The organism is Geobacillus lituanicus (genome assembly GCF_050994965.1).
GTDB classification, from domain to species: Bacteria; Bacillota; Bacilli; order Bacillales; family Anoxybacillaceae; genus Geobacillus; species Geobacillus stearothermophilus.
In genome coordinates, this window is record NZ_CP194773.1 from 2,169,110 (window position 1) to 2,192,909 (window position 23,800).

Here is a 23,800-nt window from a genome sequence, read left to right on the forward strand (position 1 = left end):
GCTTCACATCATACAGCCCAGTCATTGCTTTTTCCATCCGTTCAAGCCTTTCTTTGTTCGTCCATGCGCCACACAATAATACAAAAAGATTCCAACTCTCTAGCAGCTGGACATCGGTCATTGCCGATAAACGATTGCATGCCGATGCTCCTCTTTTTGCAATTCACCGACAGACACCAAATATTCCAAATGCGCCAATGTCTCAGCCACTGCAAACCGCCATTGGTGCGCGGTCAGCGGCTTATGGCCGAACACAAGATGGGCCACTTCATAGGCGGTGCGCCCCGATGTTGCTAGCGTTTTCATTTTTTGCAACCGTTGTTCGTGGTGGCGGAAAATGTCGCTGATCCGCTCGCGAAATTGGCGAATGACCGCGCCATGGGCAGGAAGAGCCACATCCACCTCCAGTTCCTCCACTTTGCGAAGCGAGGCAAAATATTGCTCGAGCGGATTTGGATAAGCGCCGGGCCATACACTAATGTTCGGAGTAATGCGATCAAGCACATGATCTGATGCAAGCAACTGGCGCGATTCCGGCTGATAAAAGCTGATCAATCCATCGCTGTGCCCCGGGACCGGGATGACCGCCCATCGCCGCTGCCCCAGCACAATTTCCGAACGATCCAAAACGGTTAGCACCGGAAACGGGCTAACGCGCAACGACAGCTTCCACATGCTCTCCTCAATGTCCGTTACCAACTCATCCGGCACACCATGGCGGCGAAACATGGCACCCACTTCGCTCGCTTGAACGCTCTCTTCCCCCCACACTCGTTCCGCCATCGCATAATCCGGCTCGCTGATCCAGACAGGCGCCTCCGTCTGCTGTTGCATCCACCCAGCCAAGCCAAAATGATCCGGATGAAAGTGAGTGATGTAAATGGCCTGAACATGCCGCGGTTTGATTCCAAGCTGCCGAAACACTGCTTCCCAAGCGCTAATCGCCTCTGGATAGCGAAAGCCGACGTCGACAATGCTCCATCCATCCGTTTCTCGGCATACATAACAATAAACATGCTTCATCGGAAATGGGACTGGGATCGGAACGCGGTACATTTCATCTCCTATCCGCTCCATTTCAATCTGCGTCATCCATTCTCTCCCCTTTTCTTTACATCAACACCTCTTTTTTTCACCAAACAACAAAGACAACTTAGTTTTATTTTATATTTCTGAATATTTAGTTAACAAAAATATTATGCTACAACCCTTCATCTTTTTCAACTTTGAAAACCATGGTTCTAAAACAAAGAAGGCGCCCCTCCCTATAATCGGGGCACCTTGTTAAGATCATCTTATATAGATCCAATACTAGGCCAATATACAGCGAGTCGCTGTATTTTATTATTTTGGATTTTTCTGATCATTGATCTGCCAAGAAGCCATTTCTTCGGCAAACTCCGCCGCAGCAGGCTGCATCGTTCCCATCCGCCGGCTCATCCAGCGGTTGAGGCCGCGAATCACGTTTCGCATCGGGCCTTGCGTCATCGGCGCCATGCGTCTCCCTTGTCTCGCCCCCAACATCGCGGCTGCCACCGCTCCTAAGCTTACGCTGACGAGCGTCCAAATGGCGTTATGGTTTCTTCGCCGTCTAACAACCCCCAACCATGGATTCCACAACCCGCGGCCGCGCTGAACGCGGAACAGACGGAATAAGCGATCCATTGTACCTCCACCTCCTTTTGCTCGACAGCTCCCGTTCAACGGTTAGCATACGTTGCCTCTAAAAAGTCATACATGGAAAACATTAGATGTAAACAGGGAGGGTGTTCTATATAAAAATTTCCATATATTTCACTATTTTCGTCCCTTTCATGTCCCTATATACTGAATTCGTATATACAAACAAACGGAGGTCACGACATGAAAAACATCGTTCCTTTTGCCTTGGCCGCATCCATAGCCACTGTATGGCCAGCTTCAGCGTTCGCCATTGAACGCAACGATCCAGCTTTAGAGCAGTATTTAAATGAAGCAGGGATCACAGTCGAAGAGCTGGAAAATTATTTGGACTATGAAGGCTATTCGCTCGATGAGTTTGACAGCGTGGACGAATTGCGCCGTGAGTTCGGCGAGCCGCTCACGGAAGAAAATTTAGCTCAGTTGCTCGCCAAACACGGATTGACCGAACAACAGCTTCGACAAATGCTCATCGACAATGGAGAAATGGAAGAGTCACAGGCCATTACTGATGTGTTTTTATTTTACAATGATCTGGAAGAATATATCGAACTGTTTAAAGATTACTCCGTTCCGATCACGGATGAAATGCTGGCCGCCTTTCTAAACGAACGCGGAATGACAAAGGAAGAGCTCATCGCCCTTCTTGATCGGCACGGCGAATCGTTGGCCGATTACCACTCGATCGGCGAGCTGAAAGATATCGTCGATTATTATCGAAATTTGACGCCGTTGACCGAAGAAACATTAAACAAATTTTTACAAGAAATTGGCATGACGAAAACGCAATTGGAAAAACTGCTGTCTAAAAACGGCGATTCGCTTGACAATTATGCGACGGTCGAGGAACTGTCGGAGACAGTCATCGACTACTTGCTTCCGGATTTAGACGAGCTTGGTTTGACGGACGCAGAGTTGGAAAAGCTCTATAACCATTTTGAATCGCTGAATATGGAAGATCCGCAATTCGCCGAAAAAATGGAAGAAATCGGCCAACGGCTTGAGGCGATCGGTGCGTACGATTTTACGAGCGTGACGGAGCTATCGCCAACGCAAATCGCTGAGATCGCCAATGTATGGACCGACCTGCTTTCCACATTTCAGCTGGAAGCGAAGTTTTATTTGACAAAAGGTGGCGAGAAAAAGCCGCTCAGCCTGTCGACGCTGCTGACAATGGAATCAGCGAACGGCTACGATTTGCTTGTTGAAATTTACAGCACCGAAGGCGAGCTGCTGGCTGATTTTGTCGTGACCGAAGAGATGTTTGCCTCCGACATATTCGATGAAATCGGCGAAGACTTGCAACAGAGCGGCCAGGCAGCGAAAATCGAAAAAGTGGTGAAACCGGCGCCGCCGAAACCGCTGAAGCGGACCGAAGCCGGAGCGAAACTGCCGAAGACGGCATCCCCGTATGCCGCTTATATGCTTTTTGGTTTGACCTTAATCGGTGCTGGCGCATTCCTTGTCCGCTTCCGACAAGGAGCCGAGGCGAAATAAATGAACCGGAAACGGCTCGTGCGCTTTTTTGGAGCAAGCTTGATCGCAGCAGGAATCGCCGTAGCCGCCGTTAGCGGCTTGAAGTGGAAAAACGGCCTCGAGGCGGTCAAGCCGCTGTCTGTTGAAATAGAGAGACAAACAGGCGCTGCGCCGATGCAAATCCAAAGTTCACTCTACCCAAAACAGCCCAAAATCGGCGAACAAATCGGCGAACTCATCATCCCGAAGCTCAACATGAGCCTAGCGATTTACCACGGTACAGATGAAGACGAGTTGGAAAAAGGGGTCGGCCATTACGCCGGCAGTGTCCTGCCAGGAGAGGCGGACAATTGCGTGCTTTCTGGCCATCGCGACACGGTCTTCCGCCGTCTTGGCGAAGTCGGCCAAGGCGATATCTTGATCGTCCGTACGTCCGCCGGCACATTCACCTATAAAGTGCGCAAAGTGCGCATCGTCGACGCCGACGACCGGACGGTCATCGTTCCAAAGCCGAAAGCGACACTCACCGTTTCCACGTGCTATCCGTTCCGCTACGTCGGCCCTGCTCCGCAGCGGTACGTGCTCGTCGCCAACTTAATCAATGATCGCTCTTAACCTTGCAAAAAGCGAAAGGATGGCCGAAACAAGGGCCATCCTTTTTTACTTCACTTCGTACGCGGTCCAAGTCGGCTTTTTGATTTTCGCCGACAGCGAAACAATTTTCCGTTTCACTCGGGCTGCTTCCCCTCCCGCTAACGGCATCGGCTGATAATTGTTTCTTGTCGTCACCGATGAAATGCGAAATGGGATGACGCGGATTTCTTTTTTGGCTGTCCGCTTGCCGTTTTGAAAAGAAAACACCTGCTGGAAAACAAACGTATCTTTGTCGCTCGGGTTTTTGTTTCCGCCGAACATAAAATTGCCGAGGCTGTAGACGATGAACTTCCCTTTATACTCCTCAATCCCTTGAATGACATGCGGATGATGGCCGACGACCAAATCGGCGCCGCTGTCAATCGCAAAGCGGCCGAGCGCCTTTTGCGTGCTGTTTGGCACATAGCTTCGTTCCACTCCCCAGTGGAAATGGACTAGAATGATGTCGTCTCCTTGTTTCCGAAGCGTGCGAATATCGTTGGCGATTTGCTTGCGCAACGTGCTGGTATTGCTCCAACCTTCATAGCCGAGCGCCCCGACTTGAATGCCTTTGACCGTTTTCATGAGCCGAAGCGTACGGCCGAAATAACCGATGTTTTCCTTTTTTAAACTGGCAATCGTGTCATTGTATCCTCGTTGCAAGTAATCGTATGTATGATTATTGGCCAGATTCACCGCCTCAATGCCGCCATAAGTTAAGATTTTCGCATAACTCGGGTGGCCGCGGAAACGAAATGTCTTGCTTGCCTTGCGCGTCGAGGTCGTCAGCGTCGTTTCCAAATTGACGGTCGTAAAATCGTCCTTTTTGAAGATCGGCTCAATGTATTTCGTAAAATAGCGCAAGCCGTGCTTTTTCACTTCTTCATCAAACGAATACGCATAACCGTAGTTTTCATCACGCCCAAGCGTCACATCGCCCGCCGCGCTGATGGTGATGCGCACTTCGTTCGGGTTCGGCGCCGCTTGTTTGGCAGAGGCTGACGCTATCGCCATCTTATCGATCGGACTCGGCAACGGTAGATGCTCGATTGTTTGCCCCGCGGTTGGCGCCGCCAGCACTTCCTCGACGCTGCGATCAGCCGCATTGCTGCAAGAAAATAAAAAGACAGACGCCATGCATATAAGCGCCGCATTTCTCCTCTTGATCCATGCGTTCATCTTCCCTCTCCTATCCATCTATTTTCTTCAAAAGACGAAAACTTCTGCTAATGACGTATTCAACACACCCCCTATTTATCCCTTTTCTTTCCCTCAATTTAGGAGTGATGCCCTAGCCAAGCCATGATATAATGAGCTTGCAGGCGTTTCCTCCCCGAATTCCACACCTTGTCCTCCTCACGTTTCATGGTCGAAACGCCCCAAGTGAATCCCATCTTTAATAATGTAAGGAGGTTTCTTCATGGAAGAGCTGTTGCGGCAGTTAACGACGCTTGTCCAAGGGCTTGTCGATGACATGTCCGTCCTGAAACAAGACATGCAAACGGTGAAGCAAAAATTAGGCCAACTTGAACAACGAGTGGACAAACAGGAAGAAAAGCTGCGCTGGCTGAAGGAGCAGATGAAAGAAAACACGGAAATGATCAAAGCGATCCGCGACAATCAACTCGAACAGCGCAGCATTCAAGACGGCATGCGCCATGAAATCGCCAGCCTCCGCGGAGAAATGGCCGGCATTCGCGAGCAGAGGGCAACAAAAGACCAGCTCTCCCGACTTCGCGAGCAAATGGCGACAAAAGAAGACATCTCCCTCATTCATCAGCGGCTTGATTATCAACTTGGCCGCATCGCGAGAGTGGAGGAGGAGATGCATTTGCTGAAGAAAGTAGATTGACACTCCACACGCTTAAAGGCATGGGATTCTTGGATCGTTTGCGTCCTCATCCATTTCTGGTTCGGACAACGCCCAAGTTTAGGGGGGTGTCATCACCCCGTCCCATCGGGTTAGGATGTACCCCATGGGCGGCGCACCTGTGACCAGTGCGCCTGCTAGTACGACATAGACTCCTGCAGCAAACGTGATTCCTTGCATAAGAGAGAAGACAAGAAAATTGACACCGCCGCTTAACTCCTTCTCGATAAACGATTTTCCGGCAAACGGAGCAACGACAAAAAATAACAGCACCATTGTCAACGACATAGCCACCGGTGTATCACGAAGAAAACTCTATGATTTTGGCGCTTTAATATCTTCAATATCTTCCCTAAATCCGTGACAAAACATCTTTACAATAGTCGCAAACTGTTGATACGATAAAAGAAGACGACGTTAACGACTTTTCATCAAGGAAACATTTCTAGAGGGAGGATTTCATTGTTTAGGGATATAAAGATAAAATTGATATCAGGGATACTAACTTCAATTAATTCAGGTTTTTTATATTATCTAATTGAATCCAAAGGTGTCACTGTATCAAAGGAATTAAATATTTTAGAGGGACTATTAGAAGTTCTTGTCAAGTCCTTACTCTACTCTATAATATGTGTACTTCCGCTAGTTATTTTGTTCGGTATACCAATCTCCTTATTGATAGACTACGTATTACAAAGAATAAATCAAATGAATCCTCCTATATCATTTCTCCTGCATGCTATAGCCTATTTTATTATCGTAATAATATATTGGGTGATCAATTTTGGAGTAGATAAAATAATATATATAGGGGAGCCTGAAATAGCCTATAATGTATTTTTATTTGTGTATACCCCTTGTGTTTTTTGGATTATAACATACTCAATAAAAAAGCAATATTTAAGAAAATAAAATCGATACAACTTACATTTCGCACCCTACAGTTTGGAAAAAATTATTTATTTGATTTTTTAGAATAACTTTCCGATCAACACGATTAGCGATGGCAATCTTTTTTGCCATCGCTAATCGTTCCGTATGACATTACACGTAAATGCCCTTGTCCATGCCTGGTCCTTGCAGAACCCTTCACTGATTAAGGAGATCGGTTTCCCGAACGAGCATTGGATTTGCCTATCCGGCAGCTCCACCTGGACGCTTGTCCGGTTGGTCAGGTCAGTTTCCGGCCTCCTGCAACACCCGATTTGTCTCTTCCGCCGCCTGATCGAGCGCGTTTTGCGGATCGATTCCTTCGTACAACCGTTCCATCGCTTTCACGACATGTTGCCGAGATTCAGGGAAGACGGTGATGAGCGCCCCTTGGGTAGCAGGGGTTGATTTTGTTTCGTGCAGCTGATCCACCGTCACTTTTAATTGTGGGTATTTCGCCCACTCCTCTTTGACGAGCGGCTCATCGTACGCAGCCGGGTTAATGGCAAAATACCCTGTGCGCACATGCCACTCAGCTTGGACAGGAGCGGTTGTCAAGTATTTCATGAACTCCCACGCCGCTTTTTGCTCCTTTTCGCTGCTTCCTTTCATCATCCAGAGCGAAGCGCCGCCAATTACGACGCCTTGACGTTCCACGCCATCCGGGACAGGCAAATACGAAACGCCAACGTCAAATGGCGAGTTATCGATCAACGTTTTTACACCAGCGGACGAATCCAAATACATGGCGATTTTTCCTGCTTGGAAGGCGGCGCGCATGTCGTCCCAGTTTTGACCGGCGTTGTAAAACGTGCCGTCTCGGTACATGTCGCTGATCAGCTCAAATACGCGCTTCCCCTCATCTCCATTGAATACCGCTTTTGTCGCATCACCGCTCCGTCCATTGTTGTTGTTCACATACAGTCCGCCTTGTACGGCCACCATTTCTTCAAAAAACCAGCCGTAGTTCAAAATCGAGAATCCGTACCGTTCGGTTTCTTTTCCTTTTTTCTTTGTCAGCTTTTTCGCCGCTTCCTTCAACTCGCTATAGGTGAGAGGCGGTTTTTCCGCATCAAGCCCGGCTTCGCGGAACGCATCTTTGTTATAAATGAGTACAGGGGTGGATGAGTTAAATGGCATCGAGTAAATCCGCCCGTTCACGGTATAATAATTGACAATGTTTTTCTCCCATTGTGAGACATCATACTTGTCTTTATCGATCCACGTTTGCACTGGAACAATCTTTCCACTGTCGATCATATGCTTTGTTCCGACTTCAAACGTCTGCATGATCGTCGGGGCGTCTTTTGTCCCTGCTGCCGCATTCCATTTCGTCAGCGCCTCCTCATAGGTGCCTTGAAATACTGGCTTCACCTCAATCTCTGGATGGGTTTGGTTAAAATCAGCGACAATGTCATTTAAGACCGGCTCCAAATCCCCGCTCATCGAATGCCAAAACACCACTTCTGTTTTGCCTCCCGCCGCTTCGCCCGCATCTTCGCTTGAGCATCCCGCGGCAAATCCAATAAACATTAAAGCTAAGAAACTGGCTAAAACCTTTCTCATCTTGTTTCTCCTCCTCGCTATTGAATCGCTCCTTGCATAAGCCCTTTTCGCAATTGCTTCTGTCCAGCAAACAACAGCAACAAAGTTGGAAGCATCGCGATAACCGCCGCTGCCATAACGACGCCCCAGCTGCTGGCGATCTCTTGCGTCTGCAGCTGCTTGAGCCCGATCTGCACGGTGCGGACACGGTCATCGTTTGTAACGAGCAGCGGCCATAAATACATATTCCAAGCGTCCAAAAAACTATAAACAGCCAGCGTCACCAAACTCGTTTTTGAAAGCGGCAGCACGACGCGGCAAAAAAAGCGGAAATTCCCCATCCCAGATAACTGCGCCGCCTCATACAGCTCGTGCGGAATTTGCTTAAACTGTTGCCGCAATAAAAAGATGCCAAACGCCATCGCCCAAAACGGCACGATGAGTCCTGCGTAATGGTTTGTCCAGCCAAGCGCTTGGATGGTCAAAAAATTTGGGATCACAGTCGCTTCCCACGGAACGAGCATCGTGGCAATGCACACGTAAAACCACCGATCCCGACCGGGAAAGCGGAGAAACACAAAAGCGAAAGCGGCGAGACTTGACACGATGAGGCGCCCCACTGTAATCATGAAAGCCACAAAAAAGCTGTTCCATAAATATCTCCCAAGCGGAGCCTGTTGAAACGCGGCCTCATAATTGACCAATGTCCCCTTCTCAGGCCATAGGCGTCCTGACAAAATAGCGGCTCCATCCATCAAACTCATCAGAAGAGCATAAGCCACTGGAAACAAGATTACAACCGAGCATAGGCATAACAACACATAGTGAGCCGTTGCCCGCGCTATTTTCATTGGTAGTGCACCTTCCTCTCAGCAAACCGAAACTGCAAAAACGTGACGATGGCGATGATGAGAAAAAGGACAAGGGCTTGCGCGCTCGCGGAACCAAACTGATAGTTGACGAACGCTTCCCGGTAAATCGCGTAAACGAACACATTCGTAGCCTCCACCGGCCCGCCTTTCGTTAAAAAGTCAATTTGTCCAAACGTTTGCAGCGCTTGAATAAGCGAGACCGTCGTGACAAAAAACAACGTTGGCGACAACAGCGGCACAGTCACTGTCCACAGCTGCCGCCAATAGCTCATTCCAGCGATGCGGGCGCTTTCGTACAAGGATGGATCGATGTTTTGCAGACCGGCCAGCAACAATAAAAAGGTCAGTCCGATATTCATCCAGATCGTCGCCGCCGCCACCGCATACAATGCCGTGTCCTGGTCAAGAAGCCATGAAACAGGAGTCCCGCCGATCGCGGACACCAAACGATTGATGATCCCGATCGCCGGATTGTACATAAACATCCAAATCACCGAAGCGACTCCCACGCTCATCCCCATCGTAGAGGCAAAAATCGTCCGAAAGATCCCGATTCCTTTCCGTGTTTCATGAGCGAGCAACGCTAAACCGAACGAAACGGCGACCGTCGTCGGGACAGTGAGCGCCGCAAATAGAACCGTCGCCTTCAAACTATGCCAAAACGATGCATCTTGAAGAAGAGCAACAAAATGCGCCAAACCGACAAATTCCGTCGGGTGCCCTTGATAATCGGTGTGAAACACGCTTAAATACATCGTTCTCCCCAACGGGTAAAAGAGAAACACGCCAAACAGTAGGAGCGAAGGACAAAGATACACCATCCCTTCCAACCACGATTTTATTGCGGCCTGCCGCGCCTCCCGCTTCGTCCGGACCGACCATGGCGCTGGGGAGGGAACCGTTGAAACACGCTCATTCATTGGTGAACCCACACCTCCTCCCGCTTGATGGACGGGGCTCCAATTCGCTTTCCAGACGCATCGAAAAACAGGAAATCCTGCTCATCAAACGTCAATGGCACCACTTCTCCCAAACGGATGCGCCATTGTCCATTCCATCGTGCTGTCCAATAAAGATTTTTTGCCAACTCAAACGTCACTAACGTTTCATTGCCGAGCCACTCGACATGGCTGACTTTGACGGCCATAGATTCTTCTCCTGATTCCGCCGGCTCAATATGTTCCGGCCGCAGTCCGACGATCACCCGTTCAGCCTTCGGCAAAGAACGACGCCGAAGACGGATGGGCCGCTCGTTTTGCAATAAGAGGGAATGGTTCAGCACATGCGCTTCCGCCAAATTCATCGGCGGTGTTCCGATAAATGAAGCGACAAACGTGTTATCTGGGCTATTGTATACATCAAGCGGACTGCCGATTTGTTGCGGACGGCCGTCATGCAAAATCATCATCCGGTCAGCCATGGTCATCGCTTCCGTCTGATCGTGCGTGACATAAATCACAGTCATGCCGAGCTGACGTTGCAAACGTCGAAGCTCGCTCCTCATTTTCGCACGCAGCTTGGCATCTAAATTGGAGAGCGGTTCATCCATCAAACAAAGCGGAGTCTGCGCGACAATCGCTCGCCCTAAGGCAACGCGTTGACGCTGCCCCCCTGACAATTCCCGCGGCTTCCTATGCAGCACATCGGTCAATCCAAGCAATTCCGCCGCTTCCATGCAACGTTTCACTTGTTCTTCTTTCGGCACCTTTTGCGCCTGCAAGACAATCCGCATATTTTGCTCCACCGTCAAATGGGGATATAGCGCATAATTTTGAAAGACCATCGATAACCGGCGGGCGTGAGGGGGCCAATCATTCGCCACTTGTCCATCGATCAATACATATCCTGATGTCAGCGGCTCAAGGCCAGCGATCAGCCGCAAAATCGTGCTTTTGCCGCATCCCGATGGGCCGACAAGAACAAAAAACTCCCCTGATTCAATCGCGACATTCACATTCTCGACCGCGCTCTTTTTGCCTCCATACGATTTCGTCACCTCAACCAGCTCAAGAAACGCCATCCGCTTTTCTCCCCTTTCCTCTTTTTCTATTCCATCGTAATCCATTTTTGTAAACACCATCTGAACTTATTTTTTGATTTATGTAAATATTTTTTGAATAAAAAAAGAAGCTCTGCCAACGCAGAGCATCCTGTCACAGATTTGTAATCTTTTGGATCATCTGTTTTCCCTGTTGATACAAACATCAGCGTGATATTAACGAACGCCCTTCATGAGCCGCTGAATGCTCGGGGCGAGCAAAAACAAGATGACGCTTAACACAACCGCCGCCCCGCCGATCGTGCCGAAATAGGCCGTTTCGTTTTCGGGCGTATAGAAGCGCACAAGCTGAGCGTTGATCGCTTGCGCGGCGGCGTTCGATAGAAACCAAAGGCTCATCGTTTGCGCTGAGAAAGCGGCAGGGGCAAGTTTCGTCGTCGCCGACAGGCCGACCGGGGACAGGCAAAGCTCCCCGAGCACGACGATGAAGTAGCTTAACACGAGCCAAATCGGATGGACAAGCCCTCCGCCGCTCAAATGCCCCGGCACGAGGATAACGATGAACGACAGGCCGGCGAACAACAAGCCGAGCGCGAATTTTTGCGGGATCGTCGGCTGCCGTTTGCCAAGCTTCACCCACATCCACGCGAACACCGGCGCTAAGAGGATGATAAACAACGGGTTCAGCGATTGGAACCAAGCCGGTGAAAGGTGAATGCCGGCGACATCCAGCTGTGTCCGCTTGTCCGCATAGTTCGCCAAAATGGTCGATCCTTGTTCTTGAATGGCCCAAAACATCGCTGAAGCGATGAACAACGGAATGTACGCGATCACGCGCGACCGCTCTTCAGCCGTCGTTTTCGGGCTGCGGTACATGACGACAAAATAGATGATCGGGATGATGATGCCTAAGATGCCGACAAGAGAAATAAACGTTTCCACAGTGAACCAGCCGTTTGGAATCAAGATGGCTAGCAGCACGGCAATCACGACCGCCCCTACGGCCATGATGGAAGCCGCTTTTTTCTTTTCCGCTGGCGTCAATGGATTCGGCACATACGTCCCGGCCAACCCGAGGTTTTTCTTTCTTGTCGCGATGAAGACAATCAATCCGAGAAACATCCCGACGGCCGCAAGTCCGAAGCCGAGGTGGAAGTTATACTTCATCCCCGCGGTACCGACAACAAGCGGAGCCAAAAAGGCGCCAAGGTTAATCCCCATGTAAAAAATGCTGAATCCGGCGTCGCGGCGGTCATCGCCAGGCTTGTACATATCGCCGACAATGCTCGAAACGTTCGGTTTTAACAACCCAGTTCCCAAGACAATGAGCGCCATGGACACAAACAGCGCCGCCACCCCGCCTGGAATCGCCAAGGCGATATGACCGGCCATAATGAGAAGGCCGCCGTAAAAGACCGCGCGCGACGTGCCAAACACCCGGTCAGCAAGCCAACCGCCAATGATTCCGGACATGTACACCAGCGCCCCATAAATCGACATAATCGCGAGCGCCAGATGCTCATCAAGCCCGAGCCCGCCTTTCGACACTTCATAATACATGTAATACACTAAAATGGCGCGCATACCGTAATACGAAAAGCGTTCCCAAAATTCCGTGAAAAAGAGCGTAAACAACCCTTTCGGATGGCCGAAAAAGCCGCGCTGGGGAACGCTGGCAGCGATTTGTTGCTTGTCAATGGATGACATAACCACTACTTACCTCCTTTAAATTCTTTTAATATAATAATTCATTATGTTTATATTGTCAAAAAAATTTTGCATGATTCATAATTTCACATCATAATAAAGAAACATTAAGAAAAATAATATTATTCAAATAAAAAAATACATCTTTTCATCGTACAGAAAAAACCTTTTCCGCGTCTTGTTGATTCATGTATAATCAATGACAGGGAATCGTCGCTTCCGCAACAGCACCATTTCCTCTCTTCCATTTCACCTGCATCTTTGCGCCCACCGCAAATTCCTTATCTTCATTGCCAATTCAGAACGGATGTTGCCAATGAGCGAACCGTGGCGTCTTGTTTTGGACAAGATTGGGTCATACAGCAAGAAATGTCAGAGATGAGAAACAATCTGGCGACCAAGCAGGAGCTCGAGGACATCAAAACCAATGCGGCGACAAAAGCAGAGCTGAATGAAGTCAAAGCTGAAATGGCAAAAAGGAGTTGCCGCTGTTCATCAAGCCATTCAGGAAATCGATGTGATCGTCAAACGGCTTGAACAAAATCAAGAGCAACAAATGCAGCTATGGCTGCGCCAAGAACGGATCATCGATATGTTATGCCGCCGATCGATTGAACACGAAGCGGCGATTGCAGATTTGCGCCTTGCCATCAAAGGATGACGACCGCCTCATTGCCGCTTTTGCTCGCCCCGTAAGGCATTGGTACATGAATGGATGGTTCTTGGCAGCGGAAAAGATATCGTGCATTCCGCTTATTTCCGTCCCCGTGCAAAATGTGTTATACTGATCATGACACAGTTCACCAAATGAAGGGGGATGTGGGGATGCTATACCCGTATAACGGAAAACGTCCGAATGTTCATGAAACCGCATTCATTGCTCCGGGAGCCTATTTGATCGGCGACGTCACTGTCGGTCCGGAATCGACGATTTGGTTCAACGCGGTCCTGCGCGGAGATGAAGGGCCGATTATAATCGGCGCCCGAACGAGCATTCAAGACAATACGACCTGCCATTTGTACGAAGGGTCGCCGCTTGTCGTTGAAGATGAGGTGACGGTCGGGCATAATGTGATCCTTCATGGCTGCACGATCCGCAAACGGTCGATCATCGGCATGGGGTCGACGATTTTGGATGGAGCCGAAATCGGCGAAGAGTGCATCATCGGCGCCAACACGTTGATTCCGTCCGGCAAAAAGATTCCGCCCCGCTCGCTCGTTGTCGGCTCGCCTGGAAAAGTGGTGCGTGAACTGACGGACAAAGACCTTGCGCTCATCCAGCTGTCGATTGATACATACGTGCAAAAAGGAAAAGAGTATCGAAAACAGCTGGCCGATCATCGGGAGTAACATCAGCACCATCCCATCAACGAGATGGCTGCGCAAAAAACGATCGACGCGGCCGTCATACGGCTTATCGAAGAAAGAAAAAGAGCCAGCCGAAAAGGCATGGCTCTTTCTTTGCGCTTCCGATTCATGTCGGATGCAACTAGAAACGCATCACTTTTTCCATCGCGTGCAGCACGCGCGACGGCGTTGGCAAATAATCGTCTTCATAGGCGAAAAACGGAACCGGAACGTCAAATCCCGTCACCCGTTCGACTGGTGCATGTTGATAGAAAAACGATGTGTCATTGATGACGGCGAGAATGTCATTGGCTAACCCACCGGTCGCATGCGCTTCTTGGACAATGACGGCTCTTCCTGTCTTTTGCACCGACTCGGCAATCATATCTTTATCGAGCGGGTAAAGGGTGCGCAAGTCGATGACATCGGCATCAATCCCTTTTTTCGCCGCCTCTTCCGCCGCCTTCATGGCGACCGGCACCATAGCGCCCCAGGCGATGACGGTCACGTCGTCCCCTTCACGTAGTTTTTTCCCTTTGCCAATTTCAATCGTATATTTTCCTTCCGGAACGTCCTCACGAAACGCCCGATAGCTGCGCATCGGTTCCAAAAAGAGGACAGGGTCCGGGTCTTCAATCGCGGCAATCAGCAGCCCTTTGGCGTCGTACGGCGACGCGGGGCAGACGACTTTGATGCCTGGCATATGGGTAAACAGCGCTTCCGTGCTGTCCGAATGAATTTCCGGGGCCCGCACGCCCGCGCCGTACGGGGCGCGAATGACCAAGGGCACGGTAAAATGCCCTCTCGTCCGCGCACGCATGCGTGCCGCATGGGTCATGATTTGTTCATAATCTGGATAGATAAAACCTAAAAATTGAATTTCGACGACCGGACGAAATCCGCCAAGCGCCATTCCGATCGCCGCTCCCGTAAATCCCGCTTCGCTTAACGGAGTGTCAATCACCCTCTGTTCGCCAAATTCCTCCAGCAATCCGTCCGTGGCGCGAAACACCCCGCCGTTTTTCCCGACGTCTTCTCCGAGCACGATGACATCTTCACGCTCTTTTAACATGATGCGAAGCGCGTCATTGACCGCTTGCACAAGGGTCAGCGATTTCGTCCCCACCTCGGTGATCATCTTGCCATCCCCCGCTTCCATTGAAGATACGCTTCTTTTTGTTCGGCGATCGTCCATGTCGGCTGCGCGAACACAAAGTCAAACATGTCCGACGCATCCGCCTTTGGATAACGTTCCATTTCGGCCACCGCCTGCTCGATTTCCGCATCTACTTCCGCTTGCACTTGATTCGCCCATTCTTCATCCCACCATCCTTCTCGCTGCATCAAGCGTTCGACCCGCTTGATCGGATCGGTCGTTTCGCGCCGTTTCTTGCTCTCTTCCTGGTCGCGGTATCTGGACGGATCATCGGATGTCGTATGGGCGCCGTAACGCCATGTCACCGCTTCGATTAACGTCGGCCCCCCTCCGCTTCTCGCCCGCTCGAGCGCCTCTCTCGTTTTGAAATACACCGCAAACACGTCATTCCCATCGATGCGGATGCCGGGAATGTCATACGCCAGCGCCTTTTGGGCAATCGTTTTCGTCTTCATCTGCCGGGTGATGGGAACGGAAATCGCATATTGGTTGTTTTGGTTGAAAAAGACGACAGGTGCGTCAAAAACGCTCGCAAAGTTCAACCCTTCATGAAAATCCCCTTCCGATGTCGCGCCGTCGCCGAAGTACACAAGGACTGCGTTGTTCGTTCCCTTCCACTTTTCCGCACATGCCGCCCCCGCTGCTTGAGGAAGCTGGGTGGCAATCGGGACGCTTGGCGGCACAATCTTTTTCCCTTCAGGAGGGACGCATCCTTCCGTCCGCCCTTTCCAGTACAAAAGGGTTGTCGTCAACGGCCGGCCGAACGTCATCATCGCTCCATGGTCGCGATAAGTAGGAAACATCCAATCCCCATCGTTGAGCGCGAGCGCACTTCCAACTTGACACGCCTCTTGCCCTTCGTACGGCACATACGTCCCGATGCGGCCTTGTCGTTGGAGACTGACACATTTTCGGTCAAACGTCCGCGTTCGAATAAGATGACGGTACATCGTCATCGTTAACGGTTTTGTGATTCGTTCACGATACTCAGGCTGCACGACCGTTCCGTCTTCATTCAATACTTGCACGATCGGGAAGTTGAGTTCCATACCATTCCTCCTCATCCTGACAATATCAACTCAATACCGCGCGGTCGCTTGCGAGCTGTTCCCCACGAATGCGCCGAAATTCCGCCAACAGCTTCTCCACCGTCAAGCGCTTCTTTTCCGCTTCATCCACTTCCAAAATAATCTGCCCTTTATCCATCATGATGAGGCGGTTTCCTAACTCGATGGCTTGCTGCATATTGTGGGTGACCATCAACGTCGTCAGGCGGTAGCGCTCGACAATCTCTTTTGTTAAGTTGGTGATCAACTCTGCTCTCGCTGGGTCAAGCGCTGCTGTATGTTCATCGAGAAGCAAAATGGACGGTTCGGTGAAGGTCGCCATCAGCAACGACAACGCCTGCCGCTCCCCGCCCGAGAGCAAGCCGACTTTCGCCCCGAGGCGATCCTCCAATCCGAGATGAAGGGTGGCGAGCAGCTCGCGAAACTCATCGCGCCGTTTTTTCGTCACCCCGCGGCGGAGCGTGCGCGTTTGATTGCGGGCGTACGCCATCGCCAAATTTTCCTCAATCGTCATGTTCGGCGCCGTTCCCGCCATCGGATCTTGAAACACTCTTCCGATATAGCGAGAACGGACGTATTCCGGCATCATCGTGACATCTTGACCGTCGATCCAAATCGTCCCTTCATCCGGGAACATCACTCCTGAAATCACATTCATCAACGTCGATTTGCCTGCGCCGTTGCTGCCGATCACGGTGACAAAATCGCCTTTTTGCAGCGTTAAGTGAATGTTTTGAAGGGCGATTTTTTCATCCGGCGTCCCCTCATGAAACACTTTATAAATCCCGTTTAATTGCAACATCCGCCCCACCCTTTCCAACAGCGGCCGCCGCTGCCGCCTCGGCTTGGATTCGTCTTTTTGCTTCTTTTCGTTTTTTCTCTTGTTGTTGGCGGACGAGCTGGGGAACCACAAGGGCCAAAACGACCATGCATGCCGTGATCAGCTTCACATCCCCCGTCTCAAGAAATTGGACGCGCAAGGCAAGGCTCACGACAATGCGGTATAGAATCGCCCCGCCGATCACGGCAAGCGTGGTCCGCGCGATCGTTTTCGTTCCCAATACCGCTTCACCGATAATGACCGAAGCAAGGCCGATAATGATCATGCCGATTCCCATCCCGACATCGGCGAACGCCCCATACTGGGCGACAAGCGCCCCTGAAAACGCGACCATGGCGTTGGACAGCCCGAGCCCCAACACAATGAGCGAACTCGTGTTGGCCGACAGGCTGCGAATCATGCGCGGATTATCGCCCGTCGCCCGAATCGCAAGCCCGATTTCCGTCTGCAAAAACCAGTCGGTGAACCATTTCAACAAAAGAGCAAGCAATGTCATCGACAGGAGAATTCCCCATGTTTTGGCCGCGGCTGCGTCAAGTCCGATGTTCGTCCCCCATTCTTGAATGATTGTAAACACCGTCTTCCCATTCAAAAGCGGCACGTTCGAACGCCCCATGATGCGAAGATTGATCGAATACAAGGCGATCATCATTAAAATGCCGGACAAAAGCGGGTTGATCTTCCCGGCTGTATGAAGAAGCCCGGTCATACACCCGGCGGCGAATCCAACGAAAAGCGCCAGACACGTCGCGGCAAACGGATTGACGCCATGGACGATCAACGTCGCCGCCACCGCGGCTCCGGTTACAAAGCTGCCGTCCACGGTTAAATCAGGGAAATCCAACACACGAAACGACAAATACACTCCCAGCGCCATAATGGCGTAAATCAGCCCCGATTCCACTGCTCCTGTGATGGATGTCAACAACAGCACTCATCCTTTCATTCCATGTATTCCGCCATTTGGTCCCACTCCGGCTTCAGTTTGATTCCTTGCTTTTCGGCCGCTTGTTTATTGATGACGAGCTTCAGCTTTTTCGGATATTCCGGTTTGATCTCAGACGGCTTGGCTCCCCCCTTTAAAATGGCGGCCGCCATTTGCCCTGCCTGGTAGCCGATGTCGTAGTAATCAAACCCATACGCCGCAAAACAGCCTCGTTTTAACGAATCGAGCTCTCCCGTGAAAACAGGGATTTTTTTCTCGTTGGCCACACCGACAACCGATTCAATGGCGGATACGACGGTGTTGTCCGTTACGATATAAAACACATCCGCTTTGCCCACTAGCGATTCTGCGGCCTGCTTCACCTCTGCTGTTGTTGCCACTGACGCTTCTACAAATTTCAAGTCCGTCTTCTTCGCCGCTTCCTTCACTTTTTCAATTTGCGCCACCGAGTTTTGTTCGCCAGCGTTATAAATAAGCCCAACGGTTTTGGCATCTGTCTGCTCATCGATGAATTGAATCATCTTGCGAATGGCATCGGGATGGCTGTCCGTTGTTCCCGTGATGTTTTCCCCCGCCTGATCCATCGATGGAACTAAACCGGCGCCCACCGGATCCGTCACGGATGTAAACACAATGGGAATGTCTTTCGTTGCATTGAGTGCACTTTGCGCGCTCGGAGTCGAGTTGGCAAAAATGAGGTCAACCCCATCCGATACAAAGTTATTGGCGATCGTTTGACTGTTGTTCATGTCGCCTTGGGCATTTTGAATATTGTACCGAACATTTTTCCCCTCTTTAAATCCCCCGTCTTCGAGCGCCTTTTTAAATCCATTGAAGGCAGCATCTAACGATGGATGTTGAATGATTTGGGTGACGCCAATCGTAAACGTTTTCTGCTTTCCATCTTCTTTCGCACCGTTCGTCGCGGCCTTCTCTTCTCCCCCACAGCCTGAGAGCGCCAAAACTCCGAAAACGATCGGTATCGCAAATCGTTTGATCGCTTGTTTCATGAATGATTCCTCCTCGCCTCTTTGATCGCTGCTTTCCAAAAGGATTTTTATCTGAATCGAAAAATAAGGTGTTATATTTAGTATTTTCAGATAATTTTTTTCATATGGATAGACTCGGCATTAACGTCGAATATCCCACTTCGGCCGTTTTTGATGAGTGAAGAAATGGTTGCGGCGTTTGCGCTGCTCGAGCCGCTCTTCGCAAAACTGATCGGCCGCCTCGACCGTCGTTATGCCTTCCGAGTCGGCCCGCGCATAAATGGCGAGCAATGTATCGTAAATCGCTTTCGTTTTCGCCAACACCCTCTCTTTGTTCGCCCCGTACAGTTCATCGGCCACTTGAATGAGCCCGCCGGCGTTGACGATATAATCGGGGGCGTATACGATGCCTTTTTCCTTCAACATTCGGGCGTGGCGTTTGTCAGCCAGCTGATTGTTCGCCGAGCCGACGACCGCCCTCACCCGCAGCTCAGCGATCGTGTCATCGTTGATGACGCCGCCAAATGCGCACGGGATGAACACATCGGCTTGGACGCGATAAATATCCGTTCCGTTCACCGGCTTGACGGACGCCCCGATTTGCTTGCCGTACGCCATGACCTCTTTGACTGCCGCTTCGTTCAAATCGCACACATACAGATCCGCCCCTTCTTCAAGCAAACGAAGCGCCACTTTTTTTCCGACTTTTCCGAGCCCTTGGATGGCATACGTTTTGCCTTGCAAATGCCGGCTGCCAAACACCACCTGGTTTGTCGCTTGAATCCCGTACACGACGCCCTCGGCCGTCGGCACGGATGAGTCGCCGCTTCCGCCATACGCTTCCGGAACGCCGACGATGCAATTCGTCTCTTTCATGGCGTGCACGAAATCATCCGGCGTCGTCCCCATATCGGTGCCTGTGTAAAACCGGCCGCCTAATGACTCGACAAACTGGCCGAACGCACGAAACAATTCCGGCGATTTGTCTTTGCGCGGGTCGCCGATGATCACCGCTTTGCCGCCGCCAAAATCGACATCAGCGGCCAAGCATTTATACGTCATCCCTTTCGACAGCCGAAGCGCATCGGCGAGCGCCTCTTCCGTCGTGGCATACGGATGCATCCGGCAGCCGCCGAGCGCCGGCCCAAGCGCGGTGCTGTGAATGGCAATGATCGCCCTTAGGCCAGTCGCTTCATCGTGGCAAAACACGACCTGTTCGTGTTCGCGCATATGGAAAAACAAATCGAAGCTTTGCGACATGTTTGGCGATAACATGACCTTCATCGCTTCCCCTCTCCTTTGCTTCACCACTTGAAAGCGTTTTCAAGTTAATATAACAAAAAATATTATTACGTTAAAATAACGTAATACTATTTTTATAGTAACGATGTTCATTGTTAGTGTCAATCCTCTATCAACCAATTTTTCATCGCCAAAAAAAGACGCCGTTTGACAGGCGTCTTCGTTCGATCAGCGAAATAGTGTGGATAATGATTGCCACTGCGTTTTGGCTTCTGTCATCATTTGTTCAAACAGCTCGGCCACCGTTGGCACGCCATCGATGAGGCCGGCGATTTGCCCCGCGTTGATAAATCCTTCATGAAAATCGCCAAGAAGGGCGCCGCGGCGATGACGATCCTCCGATGTATATTCTTGAAACTGCTCGAGCGGCATGCCTTGCTGTTCATACTCCAGCAGCTTCTCGACATACGGCGTGCGCATGACGCGGCGGATGCGCCCGACCGAACGGCCGACAATGACCGTTTCATTTTCCTTTGCCTCGACAAGCCGTCGTTTATACGCTTCATGAAACGGCGCTTCCTTCGTTGCCACAAGCCTTGTGCCGAGCTGCACCCCTTGGGCGCCGAGCGCGAAGGCGGCGAGCAGCCCGCGTCCATCGCCGATGCCGCCGGCAGCGATGACAGGAATGCGGACGGCGCTGACGACCTGCGGAATGAGCGTCATCGTTGTCAACTCAAGCGGCGAGTTGATGCCTGCTGCCTCATACCCCTCGGCGACGACGACATCCGCCCCGGCCTCCTCCGCTTTTTGCGCTTGGTTGACCGAAGCAACGACGACAAGCACCTTGATGCCATGTTCCGCAAAACGCGGAATCCACGGCGCCGGATTGCCGGCGGAAAGCGAAACGACCGGCACTTGATGACGGATGACGAGTTCGGCGATCTCCGCGGCGTGCGGCGTCACTTGCAGCGGAATGTTCACCGCAAACGGGCGATTCGTGCGCCGCTTCGTTTCAACGATCAGCGCCTCCACCTCATCAGGCGGCATCGTGCCCGCGCCGATCGTTCCGAGCCCCCCTGCTTCCGATACGGCGCTCGCCAGCTCGGCGTTGCTGATGTTGCCCATCCCCCCTTGAATGATCGGATAGCGAAGATTGAGCAAACGGCAAACATCATTCATTATGATCACACCTTTTAGAAATATTAAGTCCATGTTTCTAATCCTATGGTTAATTTTGCATTGCTGCTCGAATAAAATCATATACCGGTTTAATCATTTTCGGTCCCCCATTGTAAGTAGTACCATTGATACGAAAGCTCCCTCTATGAACAGCAATGATTTCGTTTGATGAGTTTAGTAAAGAGGAACCGGATTGTCCATTATAAGTATCAATCTGATAAAATGCAAGCTCACCGGTTTCTTTGGAAACGGAGCCAGCCATTCCCCATTGAGATATTTCCTTATACTGTTCGATTTTATCCCCTGGATATCCATAAATTTTTACTGACGTACCTTGAATGTTAGATACTTGTCTTAATGGAAGATATCCGACTACATCACCAATATTTTTTCCTAAATATGTGCTAAGCTTAAGAACTGCAAAGTCTTGAGTTGGGTCTCCTGTTTGAATATAGTTGCTCGTAATATAATAATCTACTATTTGATACACACCGTATGAATATATATTATTATTCATGGCGGGATATACATAACCATTTATCGCGCCGGACTGATTCACAACGTCCATAACACAATGTGCATTTGTAAGAACTTTATCTTTTCCGATAACAGTTCCTGTGCAAGCATACCAACCGTCTCTAAATTCCAATTCAATGTACGCAATTTGTCTGTAAGGGGCGACTGAAGTATTGGAGACTTTTGCACGGCCATCAGCACCAATCACAACCTGAGGAAAATATTGATTTGGAGATTTATCACCGATATATGTTGTTTCAGGGTTTAAATTATATTTGTAAGGCTTACTTTTTTTGAAATCTGTATTTATCTCTGCTTTTGGAAGAACTTCACCGGTTCCTTCTGATCCTTCGGTGACCAAAACTCTTGAATTCTTTAACTTTTTCATGTAATCTTCATACTTAATGATTTCACCTTTTGAATTAATCATGTCATAAGCATTATTACTGTTTTTTGAGCAAGAACGGTTGCCGGGATATTCATTATAGACGACATAATAAACCCAATCATTACAAAAATGATAAATACAATTTTTTTCATTAAAGTAAGCCCCCTTATAAAATTCCAAAACTATAGCACCGAGATAATTTATATGTTTCAATTATATTGAACAGGCTCAATTTTCGTAACTTTGATTTTACTAGGATACGACTCTAAAACCTCTGAGTACCACACTCTGACCTTTTGCCCGTTTTTTATTCCTCCCAAAGCACCAGCTCCCGTAATCCATAACTTACTCATATGGTATTTTCTTCTTAATTCCTGTATTGATAATTTATTGGCGTCGTCCTGAATAAAATCTTGATCTTCAACTAAATAGACCTCCCCTTCTTTCATAATAATAAAACCTTCTGAAACAGTTGCTTGATTAGGAGATCGATTCGCGCTATATTCACTAAAGAAGAATAATAATGCTATGGAACACAAAATAATACTCACCAAGATATATCTCCTCATACCATCCCCCCAGCAATTTCGTTTCCCGGTCCATCGTTATGAACAAATTTCCCTTTCAGGACAGAATAACACACTAATGAACATTGATGATCCCAAGTGCATTCACGTCTTTGATACCGAACTAGCCAGCTCGGCGTTGCTGATGTTGTCCATCACCCCCTTGTGATTGGATAACGAAGATCAGAAAACGACAAACATCATTCATTATATTCAACAAACGTGAAAAAAACGTTATACATTAACAATACCATATTTTTATGAAAATGAGAATAATTTGAGTGTAACTTGAACGTTCTCCCACCTACACTAATGTTTCGAAGTGGGGGATTCTTGGTAACATCCGCTCTTCGGTAGGTTGTTCACCAAGCCATCCCCGTGCATCCCACAGTTCGACTTCCCTACAACGACAACAAACGAAGCCCTTCATTCAGGATATTTCGGGCGGCGTTATGGTTCCGGTCATGTTCGGCTCCGCCGTTCGGGCACACCCACTTGCAGATGCCAAGCCACTTCATCTCAACCTGCCGATGCCGGTAGCGCGAGCACAATTAGCTGGACGGGAAGATGCTCGCGACACGAGCCACCACCCGCCCGTACCATGTCGTTTTATACTCAAGCATATTGAGAAAACGCCCCCACGCGGAATCGGAAATGGATTTGGCAAACTTGCCGTTTTTTTGCATGCTCCGCACACGCAAATCCTCCACGTACACCACTTGGTTTTCACGGATCGAGCGGGTGGACAACTGATGCAGGAAATCGTTCCGGCAATTGGTGATTTTTTCATGAAGACAGCACATTCGGAGGCAACTTTCCTCTTTCACACTCCTCTATACCAAACGTTCCAT

At 49.8% G+C, this 23,800-nt stretch carries 24 protein-coding genes and 1 pseudogene; 5 read left to right on the forward strand and 20 right to left on the reverse strand.

What is annotated here, in order from left to right; translation table 11 throughout:
• Positions 1-117: 117 nt before the first annotated feature.
• Together ACR1UW_RS10975 and ACR1UW_RS10980 are read right to left on the reverse strand one after the other, a co-directional pair.
• Positions 118-1,092: an MBL fold metallo-hydrolase gene (locus tag ACR1UW_RS10975; protein WP_055358154.1), complete on the reverse strand. Its 975-nt coding sequence runs from the start codon at positions 1,090-1,092 to the stop codon at positions 118-120.
• A 252-nt stretch (positions 1,093-1,344) separates the two neighbouring features.
• Complete coding sequence (locus ACR1UW_RS10980) at positions 1,345-1,665, reverse strand: hypothetical protein (RefSeq protein ID WP_015375079.1); 321 nt, start codon at positions 1,663-1,665, stop codon at positions 1,345-1,347.
• Between the two features lie 198 nt (positions 1,666-1,863).
• Here ACR1UW_RS10980 and ACR1UW_RS10985 point away from each other — a divergent pair, with 198 nt between their 5' ends.
• Complete coding sequence (locus ACR1UW_RS10985) at positions 1,864-3,177, forward strand: processed acidic surface protein (RefSeq protein WP_498933314.1); 1,314 nt, start codon at positions 1,864-1,866, stop codon at positions 3,175-3,177.
• Positions 3,178-3,771, forward strand: a complete 594-nt coding sequence (gene srtD / locus ACR1UW_RS10990; protein ID WP_063210827.1) for a class D sortase, LPxTATN-specific — start codon at positions 3,178-3,180, stop codon at positions 3,769-3,771. It begins immediately after the preceding gene.
• Between the two features lie 45 nt (positions 3,772-3,816).
• Here srtD and ACR1UW_RS10995 read toward each other — a convergent pair whose 3' ends face one another.
• Complete coding sequence (locus ACR1UW_RS10995; protein WP_498933316.1) at positions 3,817-4,968, reverse strand: CapA family protein; 1,152 nt, start codon at positions 4,966-4,968, stop codon at positions 3,817-3,819.
• A gap of 241 nt (positions 4,969-5,209) precedes the next feature.
• Here ACR1UW_RS10995 and ACR1UW_RS11000 point away from each other — a divergent pair, with 241 nt between their 5' ends.
• Positions 5,210-5,641, forward strand: coding sequence for a hypothetical protein (locus ACR1UW_RS11000; RefSeq protein WP_498933318.1), 432 nt, complete (start codon positions 5,210-5,212; stop codon positions 5,639-5,641).
• A gap of 150 nt (positions 5,642-5,791) precedes the next feature.
• On the opposite strand, the pseudogene ACR1UW_RS11005 reads toward ACR1UW_RS11000, so the two are convergent.
• The 6 genes and pseudogenes from ACR1UW_RS11005 to ACR1UW_RS11030 form a co-directional block, all read right to left on the reverse strand.
• Positions 5,792-6,001, reverse strand: a pseudogene (locus ACR1UW_RS11005) (PTS transporter subunit IIC); the annotation flags it as partial.
• Positions 6,002-6,835: 834 nt separating this feature from the next.
• The gene (locus ACR1UW_RS11010; protein WP_498933320.1) at positions 6,836-8,155 is read right to left on the reverse strand and encodes an ABC transporter substrate-binding protein; all 1,320 of its coding nucleotides are present in this window, start codon (positions 8,153-8,155) and stop codon (positions 6,836-6,838) included.
• Between the two features lie 17 nt (positions 8,156-8,172).
• Positions 8,173-8,985, reverse strand: a complete 813-nt coding sequence (locus tag ACR1UW_RS11015) for a carbohydrate ABC transporter permease (protein WP_025039051.1) — start codon at positions 8,983-8,985, stop codon at positions 8,173-8,175.
• Positions 8,982-9,926 carry a carbohydrate ABC transporter permease gene (locus ACR1UW_RS11020; protein WP_021322413.1) on the reverse strand — a complete coding sequence of 315 codons (945 nt, stop codon included), beginning with the start codon at positions 9,924-9,926 and terminating at the stop codon, positions 8,982-8,984. The genes ACR1UW_RS11015 and ACR1UW_RS11020 overlap by 4 nt, the downstream gene beginning before the upstream one ends.
• Positions 9,923-11,026 carry an ABC transporter ATP-binding protein gene (locus ACR1UW_RS11025; RefSeq protein ID WP_033012400.1) on the reverse strand — a complete coding sequence of 368 codons (1,104 nt, stop codon included), beginning with the start codon at positions 11,024-11,026 and terminating at the stop codon, positions 9,923-9,925. Before ACR1UW_RS11025 ends, ACR1UW_RS11020 begins: the two co-directional genes overlap by 4 nt.
• 195 nt (positions 11,027-11,221) lie before the next feature.
• Positions 11,222-12,712 carry a peptide MFS transporter gene (locus tag ACR1UW_RS11030; protein ID WP_021322411.1) on the reverse strand — a complete coding sequence of 497 codons (1,491 nt, stop codon included), beginning with the start codon at positions 12,710-12,712 and terminating at the stop codon, positions 11,222-11,224.
• A 451-nt stretch (positions 12,713-13,163) separates the two neighbouring features.
• Between ACR1UW_RS11030 and ACR1UW_RS11035 the strand changes: the two genes are divergently transcribed.
• Together ACR1UW_RS11035 and ACR1UW_RS11040 are read left to right on the forward strand one after the other, a co-directional pair.
• A complete protein-coding gene (locus ACR1UW_RS11035) occupies positions 13,164-13,373 on the forward strand; it encodes a hypothetical protein (protein ID WP_047818497.1) in 210 nt (69 codons plus the stop codon).
• 164 nt (positions 13,374-13,537) lie between these two features.
• Positions 13,538-14,062, forward strand: coding sequence for a gamma carbonic anhydrase family protein (locus ACR1UW_RS11040; RefSeq protein WP_063329474.1), 525 nt, complete (start codon positions 13,538-13,540; stop codon positions 14,060-14,062).
• A 139-nt stretch (positions 14,063-14,201) separates the two neighbouring features.
• Here ACR1UW_RS11040 and ACR1UW_RS11045 read toward each other — a convergent pair whose 3' ends face one another.
• The 11 genes from ACR1UW_RS11045 to ACR1UW_RS11095 all read right to left on the reverse strand — a co-directional run bounded on the left by ACR1UW_RS11045 (position 14,202) and on the right by ACR1UW_RS11095 (position 23,752).
• On the reverse strand, positions 14,202-15,197 hold the full coding sequence (locus tag ACR1UW_RS11045) for an alpha-ketoacid dehydrogenase subunit beta (protein ID WP_498933323.1): 996 nt from the start codon (positions 15,195-15,197) through the stop codon (positions 14,202-14,204).
• Positions 15,194-16,264 (reverse strand): pyruvate dehydrogenase (acetyl-transferring) E1 component subunit alpha, encoded by a 1,071-nt coding sequence (gene pdhA, locus ACR1UW_RS11050; protein WP_498933324.1) that lies wholly within the window; start codon positions 16,262-16,264, stop codon positions 15,194-15,196. Before pdhA ends, ACR1UW_RS11045 begins: the two co-directional genes overlap by 4 nt.
• A gap of 25 nt (positions 16,265-16,289) precedes the next feature.
• Complete coding sequence (locus tag ACR1UW_RS11055) at positions 16,290-17,084, reverse strand: ABC transporter ATP-binding protein (protein WP_033025609.1); 795 nt, start codon at positions 17,082-17,084, stop codon at positions 16,290-16,292.
• A complete protein-coding gene (locus ACR1UW_RS11060) occupies positions 17,059-18,051 on the reverse strand; it encodes an ABC transporter permease (protein WP_498933327.1) in 993 nt (330 codons plus the stop codon). The genes ACR1UW_RS11055 and ACR1UW_RS11060 overlap by 26 nt, the downstream gene beginning before the upstream one ends.
• A 14-nt stretch (positions 18,052-18,065) precedes the next feature.
• Positions 18,066-19,079, reverse strand: a complete 1,014-nt coding sequence (locus ACR1UW_RS11065; RefSeq protein ID WP_498933329.1) for an ABC transporter substrate-binding protein — start codon at positions 19,077-19,079, stop codon at positions 18,066-18,068.
• 120 nt (positions 19,080-19,199) lie between these two features.
• Entirely contained in the window at positions 19,200-20,342 is a 1,143-nt protein-coding gene (locus ACR1UW_RS11070) for a Glu/Leu/Phe/Val dehydrogenase dimerization domain-containing protein (protein WP_498933331.1), read from the reverse strand.
• A gap of 186 nt (positions 20,343-20,528) precedes the next feature.
• Entirely contained in the window at positions 20,529-21,479 is a 951-nt protein-coding gene (locus tag ACR1UW_RS11075) for an NAD(P)H-dependent flavin oxidoreductase (RefSeq protein ID WP_498933333.1), read from the reverse strand.
• A gap of 49 nt (positions 21,480-21,528) precedes the next feature.
• Positions 21,529-22,563 carry a trypsin-like serine peptidase gene (locus ACR1UW_RS11080; protein ID WP_498933335.1) on the reverse strand — a complete coding sequence of 345 codons (1,035 nt, stop codon included), beginning with the start codon at positions 22,561-22,563 and terminating at the stop codon, positions 21,529-21,531.
• A 29-nt stretch (positions 22,564-22,592) separates the two neighbouring features.
• Positions 22,593-22,952 carry a DUF3221 domain-containing protein gene (locus ACR1UW_RS11085; protein ID WP_033008036.1) on the reverse strand — a complete coding sequence of 120 codons (360 nt, stop codon included), beginning with the start codon at positions 22,950-22,952 and terminating at the stop codon, positions 22,593-22,595.
• A 398-nt stretch (positions 22,953-23,350) separates the two neighbouring features.
• Entirely contained in the window at positions 23,351-23,500 is a 150-nt protein-coding gene (locus ACR1UW_RS11090; RefSeq protein ID WP_227412597.1) for a zinc ribbon domain-containing protein, read from the reverse strand.
• A complete protein-coding gene (locus ACR1UW_RS11095) occupies positions 23,501-23,752 on the reverse strand; it encodes an IS200/IS605 family accessory protein TnpB-related protein (RefSeq protein WP_080729534.1) in 252 nt (83 codons plus the stop codon).
• Positions 23,753-23,800: the final 48 nt, after the last annotated feature.